The 23,734-nt window shown below is 73.2% G+C and carries 29 protein-coding genes; 15 read left to right on the forward strand and 14 right to left on the reverse strand.

What is annotated here, in order from left to right; all coding sequences use genetic code 11:
• The first annotated feature begins 113 nt into the window (after positions 1 to 113).
• The 3 genes from NLX85_RS28690 to NLX85_RS28700 all read left to right on the forward strand — a co-directional run bounded on the left by NLX85_RS28690 (position 114) and on the right by NLX85_RS28700 (position 3,100).
• Positions 114 to 1,622 carry a hypothetical protein gene (locus NLX85_RS28690; protein WP_254340371.1) on the forward strand — a complete coding sequence of 503 codons (1,509 nt, stop codon included), beginning with the start codon at positions 114 to 116 and terminating at the stop codon, positions 1,620 to 1,622.
• Positions 1,623 to 1,905: 283 nt separating this feature from the next.
• Positions 1,906 to 2,358 carry a glyoxalase/bleomycin resistance/extradiol dioxygenase family protein gene (locus NLX85_RS28695; RefSeq protein WP_254340373.1) on the forward strand — a complete coding sequence of 151 codons (453 nt, stop codon included), beginning with the start codon at positions 1,906 to 1,908 and terminating at the stop codon, positions 2,356 to 2,358.
• Between the two features lie 94 nt (positions 2,359 to 2,452).
• Positions 2,453 to 3,100, forward strand: coding sequence for an MOSC domain-containing protein (locus tag NLX85_RS28700; protein WP_254340375.1), 648 nt, complete (start codon positions 2,453 to 2,455; stop codon positions 3,098 to 3,100).
• Positions 3,101 to 3,111: 11 nt separating this feature from the next.
• On the opposite strand, the gene NLX85_RS28705 is transcribed toward NLX85_RS28700, so the two are convergent.
• From NLX85_RS28705 to NLX85_RS28735, 7 genes are all read right to left on the reverse strand, one after another.
• Positions 3,112 to 3,957 (reverse strand): aminopeptidase, encoded by an 846-nt coding sequence (locus NLX85_RS28705; protein WP_254340377.1) that lies wholly within the window; start codon positions 3,955 to 3,957, stop codon positions 3,112 to 3,114.
• 80 nt (positions 3,958 to 4,037) lie between these two features.
• Positions 4,038 to 4,814 carry a nucleotidyltransferase domain-containing protein gene (locus NLX85_RS28710; protein ID WP_254340382.1) on the reverse strand — a complete coding sequence of 259 codons (777 nt, stop codon included), beginning with the start codon at positions 4,812 to 4,814 and terminating at the stop codon, positions 4,038 to 4,040.
• 20 nt (positions 4,815 to 4,834) lie between these two features.
• Positions 4,835 to 5,566, reverse strand: coding sequence for a DUF899 family protein (locus NLX85_RS28715; protein WP_254340384.1), 732 nt, complete (start codon positions 5,564 to 5,566; stop codon positions 4,835 to 4,837).
• Positions 5,567 to 5,631: 65 nt separating this feature from the next.
• On the reverse strand, positions 5,632 to 6,129 hold the full coding sequence (locus NLX85_RS28720) for a GNAT family N-acetyltransferase (RefSeq protein ID WP_254340386.1): 498 nt from the start codon (positions 6,127 to 6,129) through the stop codon (positions 5,632 to 5,634).
• A complete protein-coding gene (locus NLX85_RS28725) occupies positions 6,129 to 7,127 on the reverse strand; it encodes an aldo/keto reductase (RefSeq protein WP_254340388.1) in 999 nt (332 codons plus the stop codon). The genes NLX85_RS28720 and NLX85_RS28725 overlap by 1 nt, the downstream gene beginning before the upstream one ends.
• Positions 7,128 to 7,194: 67 nt before the next feature.
• On the reverse strand, positions 7,195 to 7,581 hold the full coding sequence (locus NLX85_RS28730; RefSeq protein WP_254340390.1) for a VOC family protein: 387 nt from the start codon (positions 7,579 to 7,581) through the stop codon (positions 7,195 to 7,197).
• Entirely contained in the window at positions 7,578 to 7,934 is a 357-nt protein-coding gene (locus NLX85_RS28735) for a DUF1801 domain-containing protein (RefSeq protein WP_254340392.1), read from the reverse strand. Before NLX85_RS28735 ends, NLX85_RS28730 begins: the two co-directional genes overlap by 4 nt.
• A 113-nt stretch (positions 7,935 to 8,047) precedes the next feature.
• Between NLX85_RS28735 and NLX85_RS28740 the strand changes: the two genes are divergently transcribed.
• Together NLX85_RS28740 and NLX85_RS28745 are read left to right on the forward strand one after the other, a co-directional pair.
• Positions 8,048 to 8,941: a LysR family transcriptional regulator gene (locus NLX85_RS28740; RefSeq protein WP_254340394.1), complete on the forward strand. Its 894-nt coding sequence runs from the start codon at positions 8,048 to 8,050 to the stop codon at positions 8,939 to 8,941.
• A 31-nt stretch (positions 8,942 to 8,972) separates the two neighbouring features.
• On the forward strand, positions 8,973 to 9,533 hold the full coding sequence (locus NLX85_RS28745; RefSeq protein WP_254340396.1) for an NUDIX hydrolase: 561 nt from the start codon (positions 8,973 to 8,975) through the stop codon (positions 9,531 to 9,533).
• Here the strand turns inward: NLX85_RS28745 and NLX85_RS28750 are convergent.
• Together NLX85_RS28750 and NLX85_RS28755 are read right to left on the reverse strand one after the other, a co-directional pair.
• The gene (locus NLX85_RS28750; protein WP_254340398.1) at positions 9,520 to 10,608 is read right to left on the reverse strand and encodes a hypothetical protein; all 1,089 of its coding nucleotides are present in this window, start codon (positions 10,606 to 10,608) and stop codon (positions 9,520 to 9,522) included. The genes NLX85_RS28745 and NLX85_RS28750 overlap by 14 nt on opposite strands.
• A 55-nt stretch (positions 10,609 to 10,663) precedes the next feature.
• Complete coding sequence (locus tag NLX85_RS28755; RefSeq protein ID WP_254340886.1) at positions 10,664 to 10,984, reverse strand: PadR family transcriptional regulator; 321 nt, start codon at positions 10,982 to 10,984, stop codon at positions 10,664 to 10,666.
• 142 nt (positions 10,985 to 11,126) lie between these two features.
• Between NLX85_RS28755 and NLX85_RS28760 the strand changes: the two genes are divergently transcribed.
• Both NLX85_RS28760 and NLX85_RS28765 read left to right on the forward strand, forming a co-directional pair.
• The gene (locus NLX85_RS28760; protein WP_254340400.1) at positions 11,127 to 12,179 is read left to right on the forward strand and encodes a MerR family transcriptional regulator; all 1,053 of its coding nucleotides are present in this window, start codon (positions 11,127 to 11,129) and stop codon (positions 12,177 to 12,179) included.
• A 49-nt stretch (positions 12,180 to 12,228) separates the two neighbouring features.
• Positions 12,229 to 13,107 carry an LLM class flavin-dependent oxidoreductase gene (locus NLX85_RS28765; protein WP_254340402.1) on the forward strand — a complete coding sequence of 293 codons (879 nt, stop codon included), beginning with the start codon at positions 12,229 to 12,231 and terminating at the stop codon, positions 13,105 to 13,107.
• Positions 13,108 to 13,110: 3 nt separating this feature from the next.
• On the opposite strand, the gene NLX85_RS28770 is transcribed toward NLX85_RS28765, so the two are convergent.
• The 3 genes from NLX85_RS28770 to NLX85_RS28780 form a co-directional block, all read right to left on the reverse strand.
• Positions 13,111 to 13,545 (reverse strand): ASCH domain-containing protein, encoded by a 435-nt coding sequence (locus NLX85_RS28770; RefSeq protein WP_254340403.1) that lies wholly within the window; start codon positions 13,543 to 13,545, stop codon positions 13,111 to 13,113.
• An 82-nt stretch (positions 13,546 to 13,627) separates the two neighbouring features.
• Complete coding sequence (locus NLX85_RS28775; RefSeq protein WP_254340405.1) at positions 13,628 to 14,647, reverse strand: questin oxidase family protein; 1,020 nt, start codon at positions 14,645 to 14,647, stop codon at positions 13,628 to 13,630.
• Between the two features lie 33 nt (positions 14,648 to 14,680).
• Positions 14,681 to 15,235: a phosphoribosyltransferase gene (locus NLX85_RS28780; protein WP_254340407.1), complete on the reverse strand. Its 555-nt coding sequence runs from the start codon at positions 15,233 to 15,235 to the stop codon at positions 14,681 to 14,683.
• Positions 15,236 to 15,432: 197 nt separating this feature from the next.
• Here NLX85_RS28780 and NLX85_RS28785 point away from each other — a divergent pair, with 197 nt between their 5' ends.
• The 4 genes from NLX85_RS28785 (at position 15,433) to NLX85_RS28800 (ending at position 19,732) form a co-directional block, all read left to right on the forward strand.
• Positions 15,433 to 16,062 carry a septal ring lytic transglycosylase RlpA family protein gene (locus tag NLX85_RS28785; RefSeq protein WP_254340409.1) on the forward strand — a complete coding sequence of 210 codons (630 nt, stop codon included), beginning with the start codon at positions 15,433 to 15,435 and terminating at the stop codon, positions 16,060 to 16,062.
• Between the two features lie 100 nt (positions 16,063 to 16,162).
• Positions 16,163 to 17,290 (forward strand): PP2C family protein-serine/threonine phosphatase, encoded by a 1,128-nt coding sequence (locus NLX85_RS28790; protein WP_254340411.1) that lies wholly within the window; start codon positions 16,163 to 16,165, stop codon positions 17,288 to 17,290.
• Between the two features lie 140 nt (positions 17,291 to 17,430).
• Complete coding sequence (locus NLX85_RS28795; RefSeq protein ID WP_254340413.1) at positions 17,431 to 19,287, forward strand: acyl-CoA dehydrogenase; 1,857 nt, start codon at positions 17,431 to 17,433, stop codon at positions 19,285 to 19,287.
• A 175-nt stretch (positions 19,288 to 19,462) separates the two neighbouring features.
• Complete coding sequence (locus tag NLX85_RS28800; protein ID WP_013283345.1) at positions 19,463 to 19,732, forward strand: DUF6458 family protein; 270 nt, start codon at positions 19,463 to 19,465, stop codon at positions 19,730 to 19,732.
• A gap of 28 nt (positions 19,733 to 19,760) precedes the next feature.
• On the opposite strand, the gene NLX85_RS28805 is transcribed toward NLX85_RS28800, so the two are convergent.
• Positions 19,761 to 20,297, reverse strand: coding sequence for a histidine phosphatase family protein (locus NLX85_RS28805; RefSeq protein ID WP_254340414.1), 537 nt, complete (start codon positions 20,295 to 20,297; stop codon positions 19,761 to 19,763).
• Between the two features lie 116 nt (positions 20,298 to 20,413).
• On the opposite strand from NLX85_RS28805, the gene NLX85_RS28810 reads away from it, so the two are divergent.
• The gene (locus NLX85_RS28810; protein WP_091316008.1) at positions 20,414 to 20,704 is read left to right on the forward strand and encodes a DUF6458 family protein; all 291 of its coding nucleotides are present in this window, start codon (positions 20,414 to 20,416) and stop codon (positions 20,702 to 20,704) included.
• Positions 20,705 to 20,774: 70 nt separating this feature from the next.
• On the opposite strand, the gene NLX85_RS28815 is transcribed toward NLX85_RS28810, so the two are convergent.
• Positions 20,775 to 21,452 carry a hemolysin III family protein gene (locus NLX85_RS28815; RefSeq protein WP_254340417.1) on the reverse strand — a complete coding sequence of 226 codons (678 nt, stop codon included), beginning with the start codon at positions 21,450 to 21,452 and terminating at the stop codon, positions 20,775 to 20,777.
• 76 nt (positions 21,453 to 21,528) lie between these two features.
• Between NLX85_RS28815 and NLX85_RS28820 the strand changes: the two genes are divergently transcribed.
• Genes NLX85_RS28820 through NLX85_RS28830 form a run of 3 tightly spaced genes read left to right on the forward strand, consistent with a single transcriptional unit; the run spans position 21,529 to position 23,718 of the window.
• On the forward strand, positions 21,529 to 22,140 hold the full coding sequence (locus NLX85_RS28820; protein WP_254340419.1) for an allophanate hydrolase subunit 1: 612 nt from the start codon (positions 21,529 to 21,531) through the stop codon (positions 22,138 to 22,140).
• Complete coding sequence (locus tag NLX85_RS28825) at positions 22,137 to 22,985, forward strand: biotin-dependent carboxyltransferase family protein (RefSeq protein WP_254340421.1); 849 nt, start codon at positions 22,137 to 22,139, stop codon at positions 22,983 to 22,985. Before NLX85_RS28820 ends, NLX85_RS28825 begins: the two co-directional genes overlap by 4 nt.
• A complete protein-coding gene (locus NLX85_RS28830) occupies positions 22,969 to 23,718 on the forward strand; it encodes a LamB/YcsF family protein (RefSeq protein ID WP_254340423.1) in 750 nt (249 codons plus the stop codon). The genes NLX85_RS28825 and NLX85_RS28830 overlap by 17 nt, the downstream gene beginning before the upstream one ends.
• Positions 23,719 to 23,734 lie beyond the last annotated feature (16 nt).

Genomic DNA, 23,734 nt, shown 5'->3' on the forward strand with positions numbered 1-23,734 from the left:
CATCCATCGATGATCTTGCTGCACGGGGAGAGTAGATGAAATCTTGGCGCCTTCGCGCGCTTGTCACAAGCGTGGCCGCTGCCGCGGTTGTCCTGTCGATCACGACTCCGGCCGTGGCGGCGTCGGCCGCCGGTCCGGTTCTCGAGATCGAGTCGATCGCCTTTGACCGCGCCGAGGTTGACGTCACGCAGGACTATGCCAGCGTCAATCTCACGTGGACGATCACCGACCGGGCCACCAATGCCCAGCGGATCAACGGCGCCGTCGAGCTGCGCCAGTTTGCCGGCGATGTGGAGGTCGGCCAGCCCCGCACCGTCAGCTACGACCTGCAGTGGGGGCGGGCGCAGATCGGGGGCTCCGGGACGGCGCAGAGGTCCACGTACGTCTACGAGTTCACTGTGCCGCGCTACTCGTCGGCGGCCGAGACGGTCTGGCGGGTCACGAAGGTGACCATCGCCGACGATGTCGCCCATGCCCGCACGGTCCGGGACCCGGGCCCGGCCGCGCTGGCCGTGACCCAGCTCGTCGACGCCGAAGGGCCGGTCGCCGAGCAGCTCTACTTCGACTTCGACCAGCCGCGCGCCTTCTACGACGACGGTTCCGGGGTGACGTTGCGCTACCGGGCGCAGATCGTCGACGAGTCTGCCTTCAGGAAGGGCAAGCTCACGCTCGCCGGCCCGAACGGCGTGCGGCTGAGCTCCACGTTCCAGCTCACCCAGAGCGGTTCGCAGTGGTCGTGCAATGGCGAGACGGCCTGGGACCCGACCTGGGTGACCTGTCCCGTCTCGATCGGCGTGCCGGCCGGCTCTCCCTCCGGCACATGGCGGGTCGCCCGGCTCGACCTGACCGACAGCTGGGGCAACACCCGGACCGACACCTCGCCGGAGGGGCCGGCCCCGATCCAGGTGAGCCGCAACGACGTGGTCAGCGCCTCGGACTTCGCTCTCACCAAGTCCCAGGTGAACAACTGGCGCACGCAGGCGTCGACGGCGCTCACCTTCACGCCGCACGGCGCCGTCGGCGGCCTGACCTCCGTCGACGTCGACCTGTCCTGGTGCTCGCAGCCGTCCCACACCCCGTCGGTCGGTGACGACGGCACGGTCTCGGTGGAGATCGTCATGCCGTCGGGCTGGGCAAGCTCTTGCAAGATCGACGGGGTCAAGCTGACCGACGGTGCCGGCAACGTCGCCTTGTACGGCACGGCTTACGGCGCCCCCGACCTCGGCCTCACCATCACGCAGGTGCCGGACGAGAAGGCACCTGTCGTGCTCTCGGCGAAGCTGCCCAAGGCGACCTGGACGCAGCAGGAGACCGAGGACGCGTGGGGCCTCGGCTTCGACGTCACGGTCGAGGTCGACCAGTTCGCCCCGATCTCGGGGTTCAGCGCGACGATCTACGACAGTGAGGGCGTCTCGCAGGGCGGTATGTACGGCGGTGAGTCCGACGACGGCACCGGCGTCTTCCACCTGGCAGTGTCGACCGACCGGCTGGCACCCGGGCAGTACACGATCGGGTTCTCGCTGACGGACCAGGCCGGGAACACGAGCATGTGGGGTTACCCGAACAACGCCGGTAACCCGATTCCCAACGGTCCACTGGTCCTGACCGTCGTCGCCGACTGAGGTCCGGTCCGACCCGGCCTGCCCGGCCGGGTCGGACCGCTCCGGCGGAGGTCAGACGGAGATCGCCGAATTCCACGCTGACAGTGCCGGTTCGATTCCCGTCACCCGCTCCACATGTAAGGCCCTGGTCGGGACGTGAGTCCCAGCCAGGGCCTTCGACGTTTCCCAGTGGCTGGACCACCTTGAGCGAGACCTCGTCTGCCCGGACGGCAGCGTCTCCGGTGGAGTCGGCCGTCGGCACGACTGGGGAGACGCTGCTGGCGAGGTCCGGCATGCTGTGGGAATGAGCGAGGAACCGAAGGATCGTTCCGCCCGGTCCGGCGACACCGTGCCCGCTGCACCGCCAGTGATCTCGGTGATGTTGATCGTCTCCGATGCAGAAGCCGCAGTCGCCTGGTACAGGACTGCGCTGGGCGCGACGGAGCTGTGGAACCTCGGTGGCGTCGCCGGCCTTGAGATCAGCGGCGCCCCCTTCTTCCTCCACCAGGTCAACCCCGAGAACCCTACGGAGACCAGTCCCGGCCAGGCGGGGGTCACGAGCGCCCGCATCGAGGTGTTCGTCGATGACCCCGACACCTTCATCGAGCGCGCCGTCGCGGCCGGCGCAATCGCCGGAGCGGCGATCGAGGATCACCGCGTGCCCTGGGGGACGCACCGTCAAGGTGGCTTCACGGACCCGTTCGGTCACAACTGGTCCGTGGGCGATAGATCACCCCTGGGCCCGTTCCCACGCTGATCGGGCGAGCCTTCGAATGCAGGATCGTCGACGCCGCCGGCAGTGACCGGGAAATGAGTCGCTTCGGCGGGCAACCGGCCCTACCTTGCCTGCCATGAAGCTTCTCTCCGTCAATGTGGGCAAGCCTCGACCCAATCCATGGAAGAAGCTCAGCGCGACAGGAATCGACAAGCGACCCGTTCCCGGCCCGGTCGCTGTCGCCGCCCCCGGCCCCAAGGGCACCGGCGAAGTCGGTCTCGTGGGCGACCGCGTCTACGACGTGAAGCACCACGGCGGTCCCGACCAGGCTGTCTACGCGTACGCCCGCGAAGATCTCGATCGCTGGGAAGCCGAGTTGGACAGGCCCATCACGAACGGTGGCTTCGGGGAGAACCTGACGACCATCGGCCTCGATGTCAATCGCGCGTTGATCGGCGAACGCTGGCGGATCGGGTCGGATGTCGTCCTGGAGGTGTCCTGCCCACGGATCCCTTGTGCGACGTTCCAGGGCTGGCTGCAGCAGCACGGCTGGATCAAGCGGTTCACGCAGGCCGCGTTGCCGGGCGCTTATCTGCGCGTGATCGAGCCGGGCCATGTCCGCGCCGCCGACCCGGTCGAGATCGTGTACCGGCCCGCCCACCAGGTGACCGTCGAGCTCGTCTTCCGCGCGATGACACTCGAACCGGAGCTGTTGCCGCAACTGTTGGCCGCCGAGGCGCTGCCTGAGGAAGAAAGGGAACTGGCCCGCCGGCGGTGCCCCTGAGGAGGGCCACCCTATGCGGCGTCGGCCTCGCCGGAGCTGTGCAGTGCGCCGACGGCCACCAGTCCCGCACCGGCCAGCGCGATCGCCGCCTCAATGGCCGGCGACACCTGGGGGACGCCCTCCGATGACGTGCTCACCGCCACCCCTACCGACAGGAAGGCGCCGTCGGCAGGTCTGGCCATGACCCACCAGCCCGACCACGCCGCGGCGAGATCCGAGTACGCGTTGGCCGCTCCGAGTGACAGCAGGATCAATCCCACCGGGAGCAGCCAACGCCTGTCGGCCCGCCACCCTGACAGCGCGAGTGCCCCCATGGTCACGAGGGCAGCGAGCAGCGCCGGCCACACCGTCCCGAGCAGGTTCGGCAGCGGATAACGGCCGAACTCCCGCGCGAGGCCCAGCCCGAACCAGGAGAGGAGCAGCAGCGCGACGACTGTGGTCGCCGCACCCCGGCGCCTGCCGCGTGACGGCAACGCCACCACACCCGCCGCGAGACAGAGAACCCCGAGCGCCAGACCCAGCGCGGCGAGCCTCTCCCGGTCGATCATCTCCCGCCAACGCGCCAACAGGGCCGCCTTCGCCGCTCCTTGGCCGAATGTCAGCCAGCCTGTTTCATCGACCTGCTCCTGGTACCAGGACAGCCGCATCGCCGCCACCACGGCAAGTAGCGCGAGACCGGCGGCGACGGCCCACCTCACGCGGCGCACACCCCGGCTCGCCAGCACGTGGCCCAACAGCGCGAGCAGCGTGACCAGGCCGAACTGCAGCGACGCGGCCGGCATGGCGAGCAGCGCCGCCGCGACCGAGAGCAGGCCAGCCGCGACGCATGCGAGGAGCAGGCCGAACGGCAGACGCATGGCCAAGAGCGTGACACGTGAGCCGGAATTGCGTGTGCCCCGAGAAGGTGGAGGGTGAGGGCTTTTTGTCCTCGTCGGGATCAGTCGCCGAAGCGGCGCCAGGCGTCGTCGGCGACCGCGTTGACGCTGTGGACCGCCGCGAGCAGGTCGGCGGCGGTGAACCGCTCCGCTTCGCCCGCACGCCACCCGACGGCCCGTTGTGCGAGGTGGGCGTACTCGGGAAACAGGCCCGCGAGATATTCGCCCGCCGCGGCCTTGGAGATGATGTCGCCGTGGGCCAGCGTGCGGTGCAGCCGCGCGGGTCCCAGCACGAACCAGCTCACGAGCCCGCCGTCCATGGGGGTGTCCGGGGCCACGCCGGCGAGGTCCGCCGGGAACGTGGCCACTCCGGGCTGCCAGTACTCCCGCAGGTTGTCGAGGTTGTACCGGCGGAGCTGCTCCGGGTCGACCCGTACCCCCAGCTCGGCGGCGGCCGGGCCGCGTACCGGGATGCCGTGGCGCCGCAGGGTGAGCCAGAGGACGGGGGTCAGCTCGCCGCAGGGCACATCGGTCCGGAACTCGCCGTCGACCACGAACGGGACGGCCCGGCCGTCCGCCGGCCAGGACCGGGCCAGCGCGGGTTCGAGGTAGACGCCGTCGAAGTGGGGTGACCGGGGCATGTCGGCGTGGATCCGCGCGAGCTGGGCCAGGTCGTCGCGGGTCGCCGCGCGCGAGGTCAGGATGACCGTGTCGACGTCGCTGGCGCCTGGCTGCCAGGCGCCGAGCGCGGCTGACCCGACGACGTAGAGCGCCCGCACGTAGCCGGGCAGCGCCCGGTCGACCGCGTGCAGGTATCGCCGGGTCAGCTCCTCGATCACCCCGCTGACGGTAGCCGGGATCAATCTCCGCAGCAGGACGCCCCGGTCGCCGCCGTGACACCCGGGCGGCTCCACTGCGCGATGGGGCGGCCGTCGAGACGCCACTGGTGCCCGCTGACCTTCGGCCACCCTTCCGGTGAGTCCTCCCAGTTCTCCTGCCGCCCGTACACCGTGAGGTCGAGGGCGTGGTAGCTGGTCGTCAACGCCTCGACGCCGCGCCCGGTGGTCCAGTAGGTCTCGTAGATCCGGTCGTCGTCGTCGCGCACGTAGCAGGCGATGAACCCGAAGCCGCGGCCGTCCACCAGGGCCGGGTCGGAGTCCCGCGCCGAGTACCAGGGGAAGCGGTAGCCCATGAACTCCGCGAACGGGGCGCTGTCGGCGTAGGAGCCCTGGCAGAGCACGGCATACGTGACGTCGCGGGCGTGCAGGTAGTCCAGCCTCTCCATGTGGCAGGTCGCGAAGGTGCACCCCTCGCACTGGTCCTCGTACGGCTTGCCGTCGTGCCACATGTGGAAGTAGGCCATCAGCATCCGGCGGCCCTCGAAGACCTCCAGCAGCGGCGTCTCCCCGCCGGGGCCCTGCACGGTGACGGACGGCACGGGTGTCATGGGCAGCCGACGCCGTGCGGCCGCGATGGCGTCGCCCTCGCGGGTGTGCGCCTTCTCCCGGGCCAGCAGCTGGTCACGTTCGCGCCGCCACGTCTCCCGGTCGACGATCGGCGGCAGGGCGGTGCGGTGGGTGGAAGTCGTCATCGGGGGCGGTCTCCTTCAGGGCGTCCGAATCGGTCACCGGTATGGACCTGCGCCGCCCCCGATTCTCATCGGTCGACCTGGGAGCACAGATCGAGGACGTGCCGCAGGCAGGGCTCCCCGCCGATCAGCACCTCCTCGACCGGGACGAACCCGGTCCGCCGGAGCACCGCCAGGGACGCCGGGTTCGCCAGCGCGGCCGACGCGACCAGGCGGCGCAGCCCGTACTCGTCGCGGGCCAGGGCGCAGACCCGGCGTACGCCCTCGCGGGCCAGGCCGCGCCCGGTGGCCCGCTCGGCCACCCGGTAGCCCAGCTCGGCGCTGCCGTCGGCCACGTCGACCAGGTTGAACCGGCCCAGCACCGTGCCGTCCTCGTCGACCAGGACGTGGAAGTGGCATACACCGGCGTCCTGCTCCTTGAGCAGGTCCGTCAACCGGTCGTCGAACTCGTCGAAGTAGTCGTCGCCCCGGTCCAGCACGAACCGCGCGAAGTACGCCCGGTTCACCCGCTCGAAGCGGAGCAGCGCCGGAGCATGACGGGGGGCGAGCCGTTCAAGTTCGGGCATCAGGCGACGGTAGCAACGCGGAGGTCGGCGAGCAGATCCTCGACGGCCGCGAACTCGTCGGGCCGCAGCGGGCCGAGGGCGAGCGCGCCGGCGTTCTGCTCGACCTGGGCGACGGTGCGGAACCCCGGGATCGGTACGGTGGCCGCGCTGCGTGCCCAGAGCCAGGCCAGCGCGCCCTGGGTGGGCGTACGGCCACCGGTGGCGAACACCTCCCGCAGGGCCTCCACCCGGGCCAGCCACTCCGGTGCCCCGGCGCCGTCACGGAACCAGGTCATCCAGTCGTAGCTCTGCGACCGCACGTCGTCCCGGGCGACCGTGCGGCCGTCGGCGTACTTGCCGCTGAGCAGGCCCATGGCGAGCGGTCCCCGGTTGATGCTGGCCAGGCCGGCCCGTTCGCACAGCTCGATCATCGCGGGCCGGTCGGCCAGCACCGACATGTCGTGCTGCAAGGCCGTGCAGTGGGGGCCGGCGGCGGCGAAGGCCGCCGCGCGTTCCGGGTCGTCGGTGCTCCAGCCGTACGCCCGGATCTTGCCGGCGGCGACCAGCTCTTCGAGCGGCCCGACGAGCTCCAGGGCCTCCGCGACCGGCAGGTCGCCGAGGTGGAGCTGGTAGAGGTCGACGTGGTCGGTCCCCAGCCGCCGCAGCGAGCCGTCCAGGCAGCTGCGCAGGTACGCGACGCTGCTGTCCGTGCCGAGCGCCTCCCGGGTCCGCTCGTCGAAGGTGAACCCCCACTTCGTGGCGATCACCACGCGGTCCCGGGCGGCGCCGAGCGCCCGGCCGAGCACCACCTCGCTGTGCCCGGCGCCGTAGCTGCTCGCCGTGTCGAAGAAGGTGACGCCGAGGTCGAGGGCCCGGTGGACGGCCCGGGTCGACTCGGCGTCGTCGACCCGGCCCCACCCGTACTGGTTGGCGCCACCGGCGTACGGGCCGCCGATCGCCCAGCAGCCCATGCCCAGCCCGCTGACCTCGATCCCGCTCCGCCCCAACGTGCGCTTCATGATCCGCTCCCCGCTGCCGCTCGTGGTTCCGCCGGTTGCCACTCTCCGGCTTCGAGCGGGCTCGAAGTCAAGCCCCCGGGTACCAGCGCAGCTCGACGGTGTTGCCGTCCGGGTCGCGTACGTAGATCGAGGTGGCGGTGCCCCGCGCCCCGAAGCGCGGCACCGGCCCGGTCAGCACGGTGAACACCCCGGACTCGACGACCTCCGCCCAGTCGAGCGGCTCGACCACCAGGCAGAAGTGGTCCACGTTCGACCCGCCCGGCTCGCCGCGGACCAGGTCGATGATGGTGTCGGCGTTGACGCGTACCGAGGGGAAGGGCACCTCGCCGGCGCGCCAGCGGTCGACGCGTACCGGTGCCAGGCCGAGGGTGTCGCAGTAGAACGTCAGGGACCGTTCGACGTCGGTGACGGCGAGGACCAGGTGGTCGAAGCCGGTCACCCGCACGGCGCTCACCGGGTCTCCAGCGCGTACGCGTCGCGCAGCCAGTCGGTGAACAGCTCCGGGTCGATCTCGGCGACGGTGCGCAGCTTCACCGAGGCCATCCGGCGCGCGCCCGGGACGAGCCGCCCGGAGTCGTCCGCGACGTCCTGCCCCCGCCACAGCCCGAAGGTGACGTACGCCGGGTACGCCTTGACCAGGCAGACCGGGGTCCTGCCGGGCCGGTCGTCGAGCCCCCAGACGGGGTGGCCGTGCCACATCGCGCCGGCGGCCTCCGGCAGCGCGGCCTCGATGACGGAACGCAGCTTCTCGCCGGTCTCGCGCAACGGCGCGTCGAGACCGGTCAGATAGGTGGTGACGGGATCCATGTGGTCCTCCAGAGTGCGGTGGGAACACCGTCAACACTCGTCCTCGGCGCCGTCCGGACCAAGACGCGATCGGGCTACGATCGTTGACCACGATTCAACGATGGGGGCCGGCGGTGCTGGAGCGGTACGAGCTCGAGACGTTCCTGACCCTCGCCGAGGAGCTGCACTTCGGGCGTACCGCCGAGCGGCTGCGGGTGACCACCGGGCGGATCAGCCACGTGGTGCGGAAGCTGGAACGCCGGATCGGCGCGCCGCTCTTCGAACGGACCAGCCGGGTCGTCCGGCTCACCCCGATCGGCGCCCGGCTGGCCGAGGAGCTGCGGCCGCTGGTGGCCGGCATCGAGGACGCCGTCCAGCGCGCCGTCGATGCCGGGCGCGGGCTGGCCGGCGAGCTGCGGGTGGCGTACGTCGGTGAGGCGACCGCCCCGGTGCTGCTGCGGGGCGTCGCCCTGTTCACCGAGCGCCACCCGGACTGCGTGGTGCACGTCCACGAGGCCCCGCTGGCCACCACCCGGTCGAGCCTGCGGGACGGCTCGATCGACGTGCTGATCGCCTCGTACCCCTTCGACGGCATGGCCAACGGCCCGGCCCTGCTGCACGAGCGCCGGGTGCTCGCGGTGGCCGCGGACCATCCGCTGGCCGGCGCGGAGTCGGTGTCGCTGGAGGTGCTGGCCGACCACCCGGTGGTGCAGTACCCGGCGGTGACCTCGGCCGCGTTCAAGCGGGACCGCACCCCGGACCGGACCCCGTCCGGGCGGCCAGTGCCGCAGGGCCCCGCCGGCAACTCGTTCTCCGAGATGCTCGCGCTGGTCGCGATGGGGCGCGGGGTGCTGCCCGTGGGCGAGCAGACCCGGCACTACCACGCCCGCCCGGATCTGGCGTACGTGCCGATCCGCGACGCGCCGCCGATCCGTCGCGGTCCGGTCTGGCTGGCCAGCAACACCACCACCCGGGTACGCGAGTTCGTCCGCGCCGCAGTGGACGCCAACCCCGCCCCGGCGGCCTGACGCTGTCGGACCCGGCTGGCAGCATGACGGCGTGCGGGACGAGATCCGGGCGCTGGTCGAGGCGCTCACGCCGGGCGACGAGCTGGAGGCGCGGCACCGGGCGACGGCGCTGGCCTGGTTGGCCGGGACGGCGGACATCTTCCGCCGGGTGAAGCCGCGCACGCCCTCGCCGCACCTGGTGGCCTACTTCCTGCTCCGCGACGAGACGGACGGGGCGGTGCTGCTTGTCGACCACCGCAAGGCCGGAATGTGGCTGCCCAGCGGCGGTCACGTCGAGCCGGGCGAGCACCCCGCGCAGACCGTACGCCGGGAGATGGTGGAGGAGCTGGGCGTGCCGGCCGTCTTCGCGCCGGCCCTCGGCGAGCGCCCGGCCTTCCTCACGGTGACCGGGACCGTCGGCCCGCCCGAGGAGCGGCACACCGACGTCAGCCTCTGGTACGTGCTGAGCGGCAGCCGCGACCAGAAGCTGATCCCCGACCCGGCGGAGTTCCGGGCCGTCCGCTGGTGGACGCCCGCCGAGGTGGCCGAGGCCCGGCCCGGCACGGTCGAGCCGCACCTGGGCCGGATGCTGGCGAAGCTCAGCCGAGGCTGATCCTCAGCGGGTGCAGGTCCCGGCGGGGGGTGAGAGCGGTGGCCAGCAGGATCAGCGCGGCGGCCAGGCCGACCAGGAAGAACAGCGAGAGGGTCGGCTGACCGAGCCACTCCCAGAGCGGGTGCCAGTTCGGGTGCGGCTCGTCGAAGTGGTGCGGGGCCAGCGACGCGGTGCTCAGCAGCGCGGGCGCCCACCAGAGGAACAGGGTGATCCCCAGCAGCAGGGGCGCCCGCCGCCGGTCCTCGGTGCGCCGGCTCGTCCAGGCGAACACCAGCCAGGCCAGGACGCCGCCGACCAGCCCGGCCAGCACGGCGGCGGGCAGCACGGCCGGCGGCGCGGCCCGCTGGAGCTCCACCCCGAGGTACGAGCCGAAGGAGCGGGGGTCCTCGAAGGTGGCCCGGAGCACGGTGTCGCCCCGGCGGGCCACCAGGACGGTTTCGACCGGCTGGCTCGCCGGGTCGCAGCGCGGGTCGGCGCAGGTCTGGAGGACCTCGGAGGTCGGCTCGTACACCTGCCAGCCGGCGGCCCGGAGACGTTGCTGCGCGGTCGCCAGCGTCTCCGCCTCGGACGCCGGCATCAGGCCGACCGCGGAGCCGCCGGTGGCTCCCTCCTGGTACTCGCCGCCGTCGCCGAGCAGCAGGCCGCGCAGGGACGCCGGGGACACCGGCTGGCTGTAGAAGACGAACAGCGCGCGGGCGGTCGACACGTCCTCGCCGAGCCGGTGGCCGGGAAACGCCTCGGCGAAGACCGCGGCGAACTCGGCCCGGTCCGGCTGCGGCCGGGAGGTCTCCCAGGCGACCCGGCTGGCCAGTGCGGCGGTGAACAGCCCGCAGATCAGCGCGGTGAGGACGGCCCAGACACCGACCGTGCTGCTGGCCGGCCGGCCGAGACGGCAGCGCAGTCCCGCCCGGATCAGGTCGGCGGCCTCGCGAAGGGTGGGCCGGGTCCGCCCGGCGGGCGCGCCGTCCAGCAGCAGGCCGAGGATCTCCTCGCCGCGCTCGCGCCGGTAGGCGCGGGGATAGGCGAGCAGCAGGCGCCGGTAGCTGCGGGCGAGGGGGTCCCCCGTCGGTGGCATGGCCGTCCCCTTCAGGTCGTTCGGGTGGTGGGCCGGTGGCGGCCCGGGAGGCGGGTCAGGCGGTGCGGGGGCGCAGGGCGCGCAGCCGGGTCTCGGCGGCGGTGGCGAGTTGGCGCAGCCGGGCGGTCTCGGTGCGGAGGGCGTCGAGGCCGGCGGTGGTGAGCCGGTGGTAGCGGCGCAGTCGGCCGTCGACCACCTCCTCCCGGTCGGGCTCGACGAGGCCCTGCGCGGTGAGGCGGTCCAGCGCGGTGTAGAGGGTGCCGGGCAGCAGGTTGACGCGCGTGGCGGAGAGCGCGGCGACCTCCTGGATGATCCCGTAGCCGTGCCGGGGGCCGCCGGCAAGCGCGGTGAGGATCAGGAACGTGGGCTCCCGCATCTGGGTCACGTCGGCAACATATATAAGTGATCGATACATCGTCAATGCCTTGACCCTGCCCCTGCGGCAAGGCCCAGCGTGGTCCGTGCCGGTCGCCGCGACCGGCACGAGGAACGCGACCCGGCGCGAGGAGGATGGGCCCGTGGAGCTGCTGACCATCGGGGCGTTCGCCCGCGCGGCGCGCCTGACGCCGAAGGCGCTGCGGCTCTACGACGAGTTGGGGCTGCTGCCACCGGCGGCCGTCGACCCGCACTCGGGCTACCGGTACTACGCGCCGGCCCAGCTCGACCGGGCCCGGCTGATCGCCGCGCTGCGCCGGGCCGGCATGCCGCTGGCCGAGATCCAGGCCGTCTGCGCCCTGCCGCCGGACGCCGCCGCCGAGGCGGTCGACGCCTGGTGGCGGCGGGTCAGCGCCGACACGGTGGCCCGCGGGCGCGCCGTCGCGCTCCTCGTCGACCAGCTCACCGAGAGGGGCACCACCATGTCCGACACCACCTTCCGGTACGCGGTCCGCTGCGAGACCGGCGCCGCCCGGGACTCCAACGAGGACACCGCGTACGCCAGCGCGACGCTGCTCGCCGTGGCGGACGGAATGCGGGGCCCGGGCGGGGCCGCCGCCAGCACCGCCGCCGTGGACGCGCTGCGGCCGCTGGAGCCGGCCGACGCGCCGGCCGGTGACCTGCTCGCCGCGCTGGCCGACGCGGTGGGTGCGGCCGACCGGGCGGTACGCGCGCACGCCACCGCCGACCACCAGCCGGTCACCACGCTCACCGCCGTCCTGCGGCGCGGCACCCGGCTGGCGCTCGTGCACGTCGGGGACACCCGGGCGTACCTGCTGCGCGGCGGCGAGCTGTCCCGGCTCACCCAGGACCACACCTACGTGCAGTCGCTTGTCGACCAGGGGAAGCTCACCCTGGCCGAGGCCGGGGCGCACCCGCAGCGGGCCCTGCTGGCCCGGGCGCTCGGTGCCGGCGAGGTCGAGGCCGATCTCGCGCTGCGGACGGCGCTGGCCGGCGACCGCTACCTGCTCTGCTCCGACGGGCTCGCCGCGGTGGTCGACCCCGAGGCGCTGCACGCCACGCTCGCCGGGGCCGAGGACCCGGAGACCGCCGTCGGGCGCCTGGTCGACCTCGCGTACGCGGCCGGCGCGCCCGACAACGTCGCGTGCGTGGTCGCCGACCTGGTGACGGCGTAGTCCCCCGACCCGGGTCGGCGTGTCCGACCCGGGTCGTACGCTGGCGATCATGCGGATTGGCATCGTGATCCTGCCCGACCAGCGCTGGTCGGACTCCCGGCGGCGCTGGCAGCAGGCGGACGAGTGGGGCTTCGACCACGCCTGGACCTACGACCACCTGGGGTGGCGCGACCTCGTCGACGGCCCCTGGTTCGACTCGATGACCACGCTCACCGCCGCCGCGACGGTGACCTCCCGGATCCGCCTCGGGACACTGGTCGCCTCGCCGAACTTCCGGCACCCGGCGGCGTTCGCCCGGCAGGTCACCGCGCTGGACGACGTCTCCGGGGGCCGGGTGCTGCTCGGCCTCGGCGCGGGCGGCATCGGCTTCGACTCGGCGGTCCTCGGCGGGGAGACCCTGCCGCCCCGGCAGCGGGTCGACCGGTTCGCCGAGTTCACCGAGCTCCTCGACCTGATCCTGCGGGAGGACGGCACCACCTGGCGGGGCGAGTGGTTCGCCGCGGTCGACGCGCGGAACAATCCCGGCTGCGTCCAGCAGCCCCGGGTGCCGTTCGTGGTCGCCGCGAACGGGCCCCGGTCGATGCGTCTGGTCGCCCGCTTCGGGCAGGGCTGGGTGACCACCGGCCTGGGCGGCGACGACCTGGAGAGCTGGTGGTCGACCGTGGCGGAGCTGTCCGCCCGGCTGGACGCGACGCTGGAGCAGGCCGGGCGCGACCCCGCCACCCTGGACCGCTACCTGTCGCTGGACTCGGCGCCGGTCTTCTCGCTGCGCAGCGCGGACTTCTTCGCCGAGCAGGTGGCCCGCGCCGCGCGACTGGGCTTCACCGACGTGGTGACCCACTGGCCGCGGGCCAGCAGCTGGTATGCGGGCGACGAGGCGGTGCTGGTCGAGGCGGCGGAGCTGCTGCCGGAGCTGCGCCGGGCGTGACCGTCAGGTGCCCAGGTCGCCGGTGCTGATCCCGCCGTCCCCGGCGGAGACCAGCCGGAACCGGATGCAGACCACCTGGCTGTCGTCGTCGACGGGGAAGCCGACCCGGGCCCAGTAGCGGCGATGGCCCTCGCGCCACTCCTCGATGGACCGGTCGCCCTCCCCCTCGGACCGGGCGAAATCCCAGGACACGTCGGCGAAGCGGACCACCTCGACGTCGGTGACCTCGACGACGCCGATCAGCTTGTCGTCGTCGTCGACCAGGACCAGCCGTTCGCCGGCGTGTTCCAGCTCCTCGTTCTCGGCGGCGTACTCGTCGGTCAGCAGGCCGGCCGTGGCGGTCTTCACGCCGGACAGCACGAGGGTGTTGAGGGTGGTGCGCAGCTCGCCGGGGGTGCCGAGGGCGAGGGTGCGGAGTCCACCGATGCGGGGCCACATCCTGCCGAGGCTAACGGCCGGCCGCCGGCCCGTCGCGGGATTTCGCCCGCCCCCCACGGCTGCACCGCCGTTGAGGAGTTCGTCAGATGAGCTGACCGGCGTAGCCGGCGGCGGCCAGCACCCGGGCGTCGCCGGTCGCGGCGTGCGCCTCCAGCACCGCGTCGGCCAGCTTCACCACGTGCGCGTCGCCGTGCCGGGCGGCCCGGGCGAACACCTCAGCAGGCCCCCCGGCGCCGACTGCCGGTGCGGGGGCCGGTGTGGGCGGGGCGTACACCGAGGTCACGGCGGCCGTGGCCGACCAGGCCGCGGCGACGCTCGGCGCCCAGAGCGCCGGATCCAGGGCCGGCAGGGTTCGCAGCACCGCGGTCGGTGCGGTCACCGCGTGCACCAGCATCACCGGGTTGCCGTGCCCGAACCGCAGGTAGTCCAGCCCGGTCCGGTGCACGAGTTCGACGAGGGTCCGCTCGGCCCCGGCCGGGTCGGCCGGCGGGCGCAGCGCCGTCGCCGCGCCGGACCAGCCGGGCAGGTCGGGCAGCCGGGCCAGCCGGTCCCGGATCCCGCCGGCCTGTACCGGGATCCGGGGCACCGCCGCGAGCGCGGCCGGCACGTCGGACCGCCCGGTGAGCGGACCGGCGCCGGGCACCGGCTGCCAGCGCGCGGCCCAGTAGCCGAGCGCCTGGCCCAGCTCGGCCAGCCGCTGCGCGTTCTCCCCGTCGGTACGCAGCACCCGCACCGCGTGCCCGACCCGGATCACGCCGTGCGTGGCGCCGGCCGCGATGCCCGGCAGCAGCCGTGGCCACCATTCGCCGAGCACCTCGCGCCAGGGTCGGTCGCGCAGCTCGCGGTCGAAGTGGGCGAGCCAGTCGCCGGCGCGTTTCGGGTCGCCCAACGCGTCCCGCCAGTCGTCGACCGGCCGCAGCCCGCGGGGCAGCTCGTCGAGCCGGCGCAGGTAGTCGTCCAGCCAGCGGTGCACCCGGGTGCCGTGGCCGTGGCGGACCAGCGCCTCGACCGCCATCGGTCCATGGTTGGAGAGCCAGCCCTCGAACTCCGGGCCGGTCCGGTGCAGCCGTTGGTACGCCTCGTCGAGGATGCCGTCGTCCATGTGCCGATCCTCGGAGTTGAAGCGCCCTTGAGGTCAAGCCTCGGGCAGCTGCTCTTCCGTGAGCAGGGCGCGCAGTCGGAGCCGTTCGGTCGCCGGCGCCGGACAGGTCGCCACGAGCGCGGCCGTGCCCACGAACTCGGCCCCGCTGTCCCGGACCAGGCGGTGCAGCGCGTCGAGCTGCGCCCCGGTGGCCACCCAGTCGTCGGCCAGCAGCACCCGGTCGCCGGGGCCCAGCCGGCGGGCGTCCACGCCGATCCGGAGCTGTCGGCCCCGGTAGTCCGGGGGCGTCTCCTCCCAGCGCATCGGCCCGATCCGGCGCCGCTCCCCGCCGTCCTTGTACGCCGGCAGGAACCCGGCGCCGGCGGCCACCGCGACCAGCGGGCCGAGCAGCAGCCCGGTCACCTCGGGGGCGATCACCACGGTCGGCCGGGCGGCCGGGAAGAGGCCGGCCAGGGCGGGCCCGACCCCGGCGAGCACCTCGGGATCCCGCCACCAGCCGGAGAGGTCACTGACGAGGTGACTGCTCCCGGGGCCGGGGTCGACCCAGCGGAACAGCTCGACCAGGCGTCGGCTCAGCACGCCCCCCATCCTGGGTCACCGGCGCCAGGCGAGGTCGCACCGGCCCCGGCCAGCGCTGATTCCTCCGTTCGGTGGAGTGGTGCTGGCTTGATCGGCTACACGTACCAGGGTAAATGCGGGCATAGCACCATGATCACGTTGACTTCCGAAGTGCTTCTCTCGTTACGGTCCGAGCCGGTTTGTTCAGCAGACGAAAGGACCGGGCGGTGGCTGGTAGGCACCTTCGTACCCGCAAGTTCTCCTCGCCGGCCGGCATCGCCGCCACCGCGGCCGTCGGCGTGGTGCTGGCCATCGGCGGCACCGTCGGCGCGGTCCAGCTCACCTCGGCCGAGCCTGACGCCGGGCCGGCCGCGGTCGAGGCCCTGCCCGGCACCCTGGCCCCCAGCTCGGCGTCCCCCTCCGCCTCGCCGAGCGCGTCGCCGAGCCTCAGCCCCTCGCCGAAGGCCACCCCGAGCCCGACGGCGACCCGGACGCAGGCGGCCTCCCGGAGCAAGACCCGGGCCGCCAGCCCGAAGCCGACCGCGAAGAAGACCACGGCCGCACCGAAGGTCGTGGACAGCGGCTCCTGCGGCGCGTCCTTCTACGACGAGGGGCAGATGACGGCCAACGGCGAGACGTTCAACCCGGACGCGCTGACCGCCGCGCACAAGACCCTGCCCTTCAACACGAAGGTCCGGGTGACCAACCCGGCCAACGGCAAGTCGGTCGTGGTCCGGATCAACGACCGCGGCCCGTACATCGACGGCCGGTGCATCGACCTGTCCCGGGCCGCCTTCGCCGCGATCGCCTCGACCGACCTCGGCGAGCTGACCGTCAGGTACGAGGTCCTCGGCTGACCGGGTGACCGGCGGCGATCGGGTCGGCGGCGGGATCCGGCCGGGCAGAACCTCCTCGGACGACGGGCCAGGTTCATTCACCCGTTCACGTCCATCAGGCATGCTGTGCGGTGTACGCACGCAACCCTTCCAGTCGGGCCACGGCCCGCTGAGCCCCGGATCCCGCGCCGGCCTCGGCGCGGCCCTCGCGCTGCTCGCGATCGTCTCCGCCGTGGAGTTGGCCGACGGCCGTCCCGCGCACTACGTCGCGCTGATGGTGGCCGCCCCGTTCCTCGCCGCCGCGCTCGCGTCCTGGCGGGTGGTGGTCGGGGTGGGCCTGCTCGCCACCGGGATCGGGGCCGCGTTCGCCCTCGCCGAGCAGACCATGTCGCTGGTCACCGCGGTCAACGTGGCCGGCATCGCGCTGGCCACCGCGATCGCCGGCGCCGTGGCGGCGGTACGCCAGCGCCAGTCCGAGCGGATCGCCGAGCTGTCCCGGCTCGCCTCGGTCGCCCAGCAGGCGGTGCTCCGGTCGCTGGGCCCGCAGGTCGGCACCCTGGCGGTGGCCGCCCGCTACATCTCCTCCACGGCGACCGCCGAGATCGGCGGCGACCTCTACGAGGCGATGGACACCCCGTACGGCGTCCGCATGATCATCGGTGACGTGCGCGGCAAGGGGCTGGACGCGGTCCGGCTGGCCAGCATCGTGCTGGGCTCCTACCGGCACGTGGCGTACGAGCGGGCGGACCTGCGCGCGGTGGTGACCGACCTGGACCGGGCGGTGGCCCGCAACGTGGGCGACGAGGACTTCGTGACCGCCGCGCTGGTCGAGGAGCGGGGCGGCACCCTCACCATCGTCAACTGCGGCCACCCGCCACCGCTGCTGCTGCGCCGGGGTGCGGTGATCCCGCTGGAACCGCCCGCGCCCGCGCCGCCGCTCGGCTTCATGCCGGTGGTCCGGCCCCGGGTCGAGCGGCTGGAGCCGGGCGACCGGCTGCTGCTCTTCACCGACGGGCTGGGCGAGGCGCGCCGGGACGGCGAGTTCTTCCCGACCGCCGACCGGGCCTGGCGGCTGCTCGGCCACGGCACCGTCGCCGACGGTCTCGCCTCGCTGGAGACCGCCCTGGTCGAATGGGTGCACGGCCGGCTCGACGACGACATCGCGCTGGTCCTCATGGAGTACACCGGGCCGCGCAGCGCCACCGCCGCGCCCGTGCCGAGCTGGGAGGTCGGCGCGGCGGAGAGCTGAGCCGGCGGTCAGTCCATCGGGTGAACGGGAAGTGTGTAATCGCTGTCACTTCCGAGATCGGCTTGTCGTTGGCTACCGGCGAGTAATACAGTCTGGAGTTACTGATCGGTAACACCTGTCCGGAAGCGGGGCCAGCGAGCATGACCCACTACAAGAGCAACCTTCGGGACCTCGAGTTCAACCTCTTCGAGGTCTTCGGGGCGGACCGGACGTTCGGCCAGGCGCCGTACACGGACCTGGACGTCGACACCGCCCGTAGCTTCCTCTCCGAGGTCGACCGCCTGGCCCGCGAGGACCTGGCCGCCAGCTACTCGGACAGCGATCGCAACCCGCCGGTCTTCGACCCCGCGACGCATACCGCGCCGCTGCCGGAGTCGTTCAAGAAGTCCTACCAGGCGTTCATGGACTCGGAGTTCTGGCGGCTGGACCTGCCGGAGGCCCTCGGCGGCACCAACGCCCCGCGCGCCCTCTGGTGGTCGCTCGCCGAGCTGGTGCTCGGCGCCAACGCCCCGATCTGGATGTACGCCTCCGGCCCGTCCTTCGCGCACGTGCTGCACGTCGAGGGCACCGAGCAGCAGAAGAAGTGGGCCCGCCTCTTCATCGAGAAGCAGTGGGGCTCGACCATGGTGCTGACCGAGCCGGACGCCGGCTCGGACGTGGGCGCCGGCCGCACCCGGGCGATCCAGCAGCCCGACGGCTCGTGGCACATCGAGGGCGTCAAGCGCTTCATCACCTCGGGCGAGCACGACCTGACCGACAACATCGTCCACTACGTGCTGGCCCGCCCGGTCGGCGTCGAGGGCGTCGGCGGCCCGGGCACCAAGGGCCTGTCCCTCTTCGTCGTGCCGAAGTTCCACTTCGACGAGGAGACCGGCGAGCTGGGCGAGCGCAACGGCGTCTTCGCCACCAACGTCGAGCACAAGATGGGCCTGAAGGTCTCCAACACCTGCGAGGTGACCTTCGGCGAGCACGGCGTGCCGGCCAAGGGTTGGCTGCTCGGCGAGAAGCACGACGGCATCCGGCAGATGTTCATGATCATCGAGTACGCCCGGATGATGGTCGGCACCAAGGCGATCGCCACCCTCTCCACCGGCTACCTGAACGCGCTGGAGTACGCCAAGAACCGGGTGCAGGGCGCCGACCTGGTCCAGCAGACCGACAAGACCGCCCCGCGGGTGACGATCACCCACCACCCGGACGTGCGCCGCTCGCTGCTCATGCAGAAGTCGTACGCCGAGGGCCTGCGCGCGCTGGTCTGCTACACGGCCACCTGGCAGGACAGGGTGGCGGTCGCCGAGACGGCCGGTGACGAGAAGGCCACCAAGCTGGCGAAGCGGGTCAACGACCTGCTCCTCCCGCTGGTCAAGGGCGTCGGCTCGGAGCGGGCGTACGAGCTGCTCGGCCACGAGTCGCTGCAGACCTTCGGCGGCTCCGGCTTCCTCCAGGACTACCCGCTCGAGCAGTACGTCCGGGACGCCAAGATCGACACCCTGTACGAGGGCACCACCGCCATCCAGAGCCTCGACCTGATCTTCCGGAAGATCGTCCGGGACAACGGCAAGGCGCTCATGGCGGTCGCCGGCGAGATCCAGGAGTTCATCGCCTCCGAGGCCGGCAACGGCCAGCTCAAGGAGGAGCGGCAGGCGCTCGGCAAGGCGCTCGGCGAGATCCAGAACATCCTCGGCGTGATGATGGGCTGGCTGACCGAGGCCCAGGGCGGCGACGCCCGCGCCCTCTACAAGGTCGGCCTGAGCAGCCGCCGGTTCCTGCTGGCGGTCGGCGACCTGGTGGTCGGCTGGCTGCTCCAGAAGCAGGCCGACGTGGCGCTGAAGGCCCTCGGCGGCGACGTCTCCGCCAGCGACAAGGCGTTCTACACCGGCAAGGTGGCCGCCGCCCGGTTCTTCGCCCGCGAGGTGCTGCCCCGCATCGGCGCCGACCGGCGGATCATCGAGGGCGCCGACCTGGAGATCATGGACCTCCCGGAGGAGGCGTTCTGATCCCCGACGGGGTGATTCGACCCTGACGACCGGCCGGCGGCCGGCGAGCGGACAGGCTCGCCGGCCGCCGCCGTGTTTTCCGCCCCCGGCCGGTAGGCCGGCCGCCTGGCGGGTAACCGTCGCGGACCACGACAGGGCACGCCCAAGGGCCACCGCACGGGGGAGTGCAGCGCACATGGGCATTGGCAGCGCCATCTTTCTCATCGCGCTCGGCGCGATCATGACCTTCGCCATCCGGGCCAACGTCTGGTGGATCGACCTGCGCGCGGTCGGCTGGGTGTTCATCCTGGCCGGGCTGGGCGTGTTGCTCACCACGCTCTGGTTCTGGCAGGACCGCCGCAAGCGGGCACGCACGCTCATCGTGGAGGAGAACCGGCTTTCGCACCCCACCGCGATGATGCCCCCGCCGCCGGACCCGCCGCCGCCCACCGCCCCGCCGTCCTGACCGGCCGAGCCCACCCGCCGTGGTGGGCTCAGCCGCGTGCGGTGTGCCGGGCCGTGATGGGCGCCCCGCCCGGCGCGAGGTCGGCCCAGCGGGTGGTGGGCCGGTGCACGACCAGGTCGGTGGTGCGCAGCCCGTCCGGATCCGCCCGCTCGGGGTCGAGCAGCGCGGAGAGCAGCGAGATGCCCGGATTGTGGGCGATCAGCAGCACGTAGCGGACGTCGGGGTCGACCCCGCGGACCAGTTTCAGCAGCCCGTCCGGGTGCGCCTCGTACGCGGCCGGCTCGTAGCGCACCGCCGGCACCGGCCCCGTCGGGCCCCCCTCCGGCGGGGAGCCGGTCGCGCCCAGCGCCACCCCGTGCCAGGTCTGCCGGGTCCGCCGGGCGGTCGAGCAGAGCACCACGTCGGGAAGCAGCGCGTGCCGGGCCAGCCAGGCGCCGGCCGCCGCCGCGTCGGCGTGTCCGCGCGCGGTCAGCGGTCGCTCCTCGTCCGGGTCCTCCGGGGACTGCTCGGCCTTGGCGTGCCGCAACAGCACCAACGTCCGCTGCTGGTTCCTGCCGTCGGTCATGCGCTCAGCTTGCCTGATTGGCGATCCGAGCGCCTGGGTATGTCGATGTGTGCCGCTACCTCATCCATGGCCGCGGCGGGCAGGAAACGCCAGCAGGACGCCAAGGAGGCGACGTCATGGGCATCGGTGCCAGCATCTTCCTGATCGCGCTCGGCGCGATCTTCGCGTTCGCCATCGACGCCAACCTGGGGTGGCTGAACCTGAACGTGGTGGGTTGGGTGCTCATGCTCGCCGGTGTGGCGGGCCTGCTCACCACGCTCTACTTCTGGAACAGCCGCCGCCGCGTGGTGGCCGCCCCGGTGCGCGAGCGCGTCGTGGCCGAGCCGGTCGTGCCGGTGCAGGACGACCGGGTCGTGCGCGAGGAGTACCGCGAGGTGCGCCGGCCGGGCTCGGGCTACCCCGCCTGATCCGCACCGCGAACGTCGAGGGCCCCGCAACGGCGCGGGGCCCTCGCGCATTTCCTGGACCGCGCGGCGCTCAGGCGAACAGCGCGAAGTAGATCGCGATGTGGTGGCAGATCGCGGCGACCAGGGTGCAGGCGTGGAAGAACTCGTGGTGGCCGAAGACGGTGGGCCACGGGTTCGGCCGGCGCAGCGCGTAGAAGACCGCGCCGACGCTGTAGATCGCCCCGCCCACGCTCAGCAGCACCAGGGCGGTGACCCCGCCGCCGTGCAGGATCTCCGGCAGCATCGCCACCGCGACCCAGCCGAGCGCCAGGTAGAGCGGCGCGGAGACCCAGCGCGGCGCGTGCGGCCAGATCAGCTTGACCGCCACCCCGGCCAGCGCACCGCCCCACACCAGGCTGAGCATGATCGTGGCGTGCCGGGTGTCCAGCAGCAGCGCGCAGAACGGCGTGTAGGTGCCGGCGATGAACACGAAGATCATCGAGTGGTCCATCCGGCGCATGATCTGGTAGCCCCGCTCCGACCAGACCCGGCGGTGGTAGAGCGCGCTCGTGCCGAAGAGACCGCACACGGTGAGGCTGTAGATCAGGCAGCTCACCAGCGGCGCCCACCCAGGGCGGGCGGCGGCGATGGAGCACAGCACGATGCCGCAGACGAGCGCGGCGAAGAAGGCGTAGGTGTGCAGCCAGCCGCGCATCCGGGGCTTCCCGATGTCGACCGGCTTGAGCCGGAGCGGTGCGGAGGTGGTCACGCCCATTAGGTTACGACACCGTAGGTTACTTGCAAGTAGTGTGGACCGTCACGGCCGTCGACGCGAGGATGGCGGAATGCGGATCCGGCCGGTCGGCGCGCACGCCCTGCTCCTCGACTGCGACGGCCCCGAACAGGTCGAGGCGTGGCGGGCCGAGCTGTGGCGCCGGCGCGCGGCGGGCGAGCTGAGCGCCGTCGAGATCGTCCCGGCGGCGGCCACCGTGCTGGTCGACGGCGTACCGGACCCCGCGGTCGCCGCCGCGCGGATCGCCGGGTGGACCCCGGAGGGCGTCACCGCCACCACCGGCGCCGCCGAGGTCCGGGTCCCCACGGTGTACGACGGCGCCGACCTCCCCGCCGTCGCCGAGCACTGGGGTGTCGACGTGCCCGACGTGGTGGAACGGCTGGAACGAACCGAGTTCCGGGTCGCGTTCTGCGGCTTCGCGCCCGGGTTCGCGTACCTCACCGGGCTGCCGGCCGAGCTGGCCGTGCCCCGGCTCGCCACCCCGCGCACCCGGGTGCCGGCCGGCTCGGTGGCGCTCGCCGGCCCGTACGCCGGGATCTACCCGACCGCCTCGCCCGGCGGCTGGCTGCTGGTCGGGCGGACCGACCTGGTCCTCTTCGACGTGCACACCGACCCGCCGGCCCGGCTCACCCCCGGCACCCGGGTCCGGCTGGTACGCCCGTGATCGAGGTGCTCCGGGCCGGCGCCCTCACCACCGTGCAGGACCAGGGCCGTCCCGGCTGGGCCCACCTCGGCGTGCCCCGCTCCGGCGCCCTCGACCCGGCCGCCCTGCGGCTGGCCAACCGCCTCGTCGGCAACCCCGAGCACGCCGCCGGCCTGGAGATCACCCTGACCGGCTGCGAGCTGCGGTTCACCCGGGCCGTCACCGTGGCACTCACCGGTGCGCCGGTGGACGTGCTGGTCGAACGCCGGCCCGGGGACACGGGCCGGCCGCTGTCGCTGCCCGCCGGGGCGATCCTCCGGATCGGTCCCGCCCGCGCCGGGGTGCGCAGCTGGCTCGCCGTATCCGGCGGGATCGCGGTCGAGCCCGTGCTCGGCAGCCGGGCCACCGACACCCTCTCCGGCCTCGGCCCGCCCCCGCTGCGCGACGGCGACCGACTCCCCGTGGGCGCCCCGACCGGGCCGCCGGCCCCGGTGGACCTCACCGTCGCCCCGGCCGTGCCGGCCGTACTGCGGCTGGCCCTGCGCCCCGGCCCCCGGCAGGACTGGTTCGCCCCCGCCGCGTTCGACCTGCTGCTGCGCACCGCGTACGCCATCAGCCCGGCCAGCAACCGGGTCGGCGCGCGACTGGCCGGCGCCGCCCTGCCCCGCGCGGTGGCCGGCGAGCTGCCCAGCGAGGGCCTCGTCCTGGGCGCGGTGCAGGTGCCGCCGGACGGCCAACCGCTGATCTTCCTGGCCGACCACCCCACCACCGGCGGATACCCGGTCATCGGGGTGGTGGACGACGTGACCCCGCTCGCGCAGGCCCGCCCAGGTACTACGGTGACGTTCCATGGACCTCAACGCTGACCTCGGTGAGGGATTCGGCATCTGGCGGCTCGGCGACGACGAGGCGCTGCTGGGGCTGGTCACCTCCGCCAACGTCGCCTGCGGCTTCCACGGCGGCGACGCGTCCACCATGCACCGGGTCTGCGCGGCCGCCGCCCGGCGCGGGGTCGCTGTCGGCGCCCAGGTCGGCTACCGGGACCTCGCGGGCTTCGGCCGGCGGCACATCGCCTACGACTTCGCCGTGCTGCGCGACGAGACGGTCTACCAACTCGGCGCGCTGGACGCCTTCTGCCGGCTGGCCGGCACCCGGGTGCGCTACCTCAAGCCGCACGGCGCGCTCTACCACGCGGCCGCCTGCGACGAGGTCCAGGCCGCCGCGCTGGTCGCCGCGGTCAACGGGTACGACCACGAGCTGCCTGTGCTCTGCCCGCCCGGCTCGGTGCTCGCGCAGCTCGCCGTGGGCGCCGGCCTGCGGGTGGTCGCCGAGGGCTTCGCCGACCGGAACTACCTGCCCAACGGCCAGCTGGTGCCGCGGAGCGCCGCGAACGCGCTGGTCAGCGATCCCGACGAGGTGGCCGCCCGGGCGGTCCGGATGGCCACCGAGCGGACCGTGGTCGCCGTCGACGGCAGCGTGGTGCCCTGCCCGGTCGAGTCGATCTGCCTGCACGGCGACACCCCGGGCGCGGTGCGCTGCGCCGAACTGGTCCGGGCCGCGCTCATCGACGCCGGGGTCACGCCCATCCCCTTCGCCTGAGCGGCGGCCCGGCCCG

Origin of the sequence: Micromonospora sp. A3M-1-15 (assembly GCF_024213425.1) — a bacterium.
Taxonomy (GTDB): Bacteria; Actinomycetota; Actinomycetes; order Mycobacteriales; family Micromonosporaceae; genus Micromonospora; species Micromonospora chersina.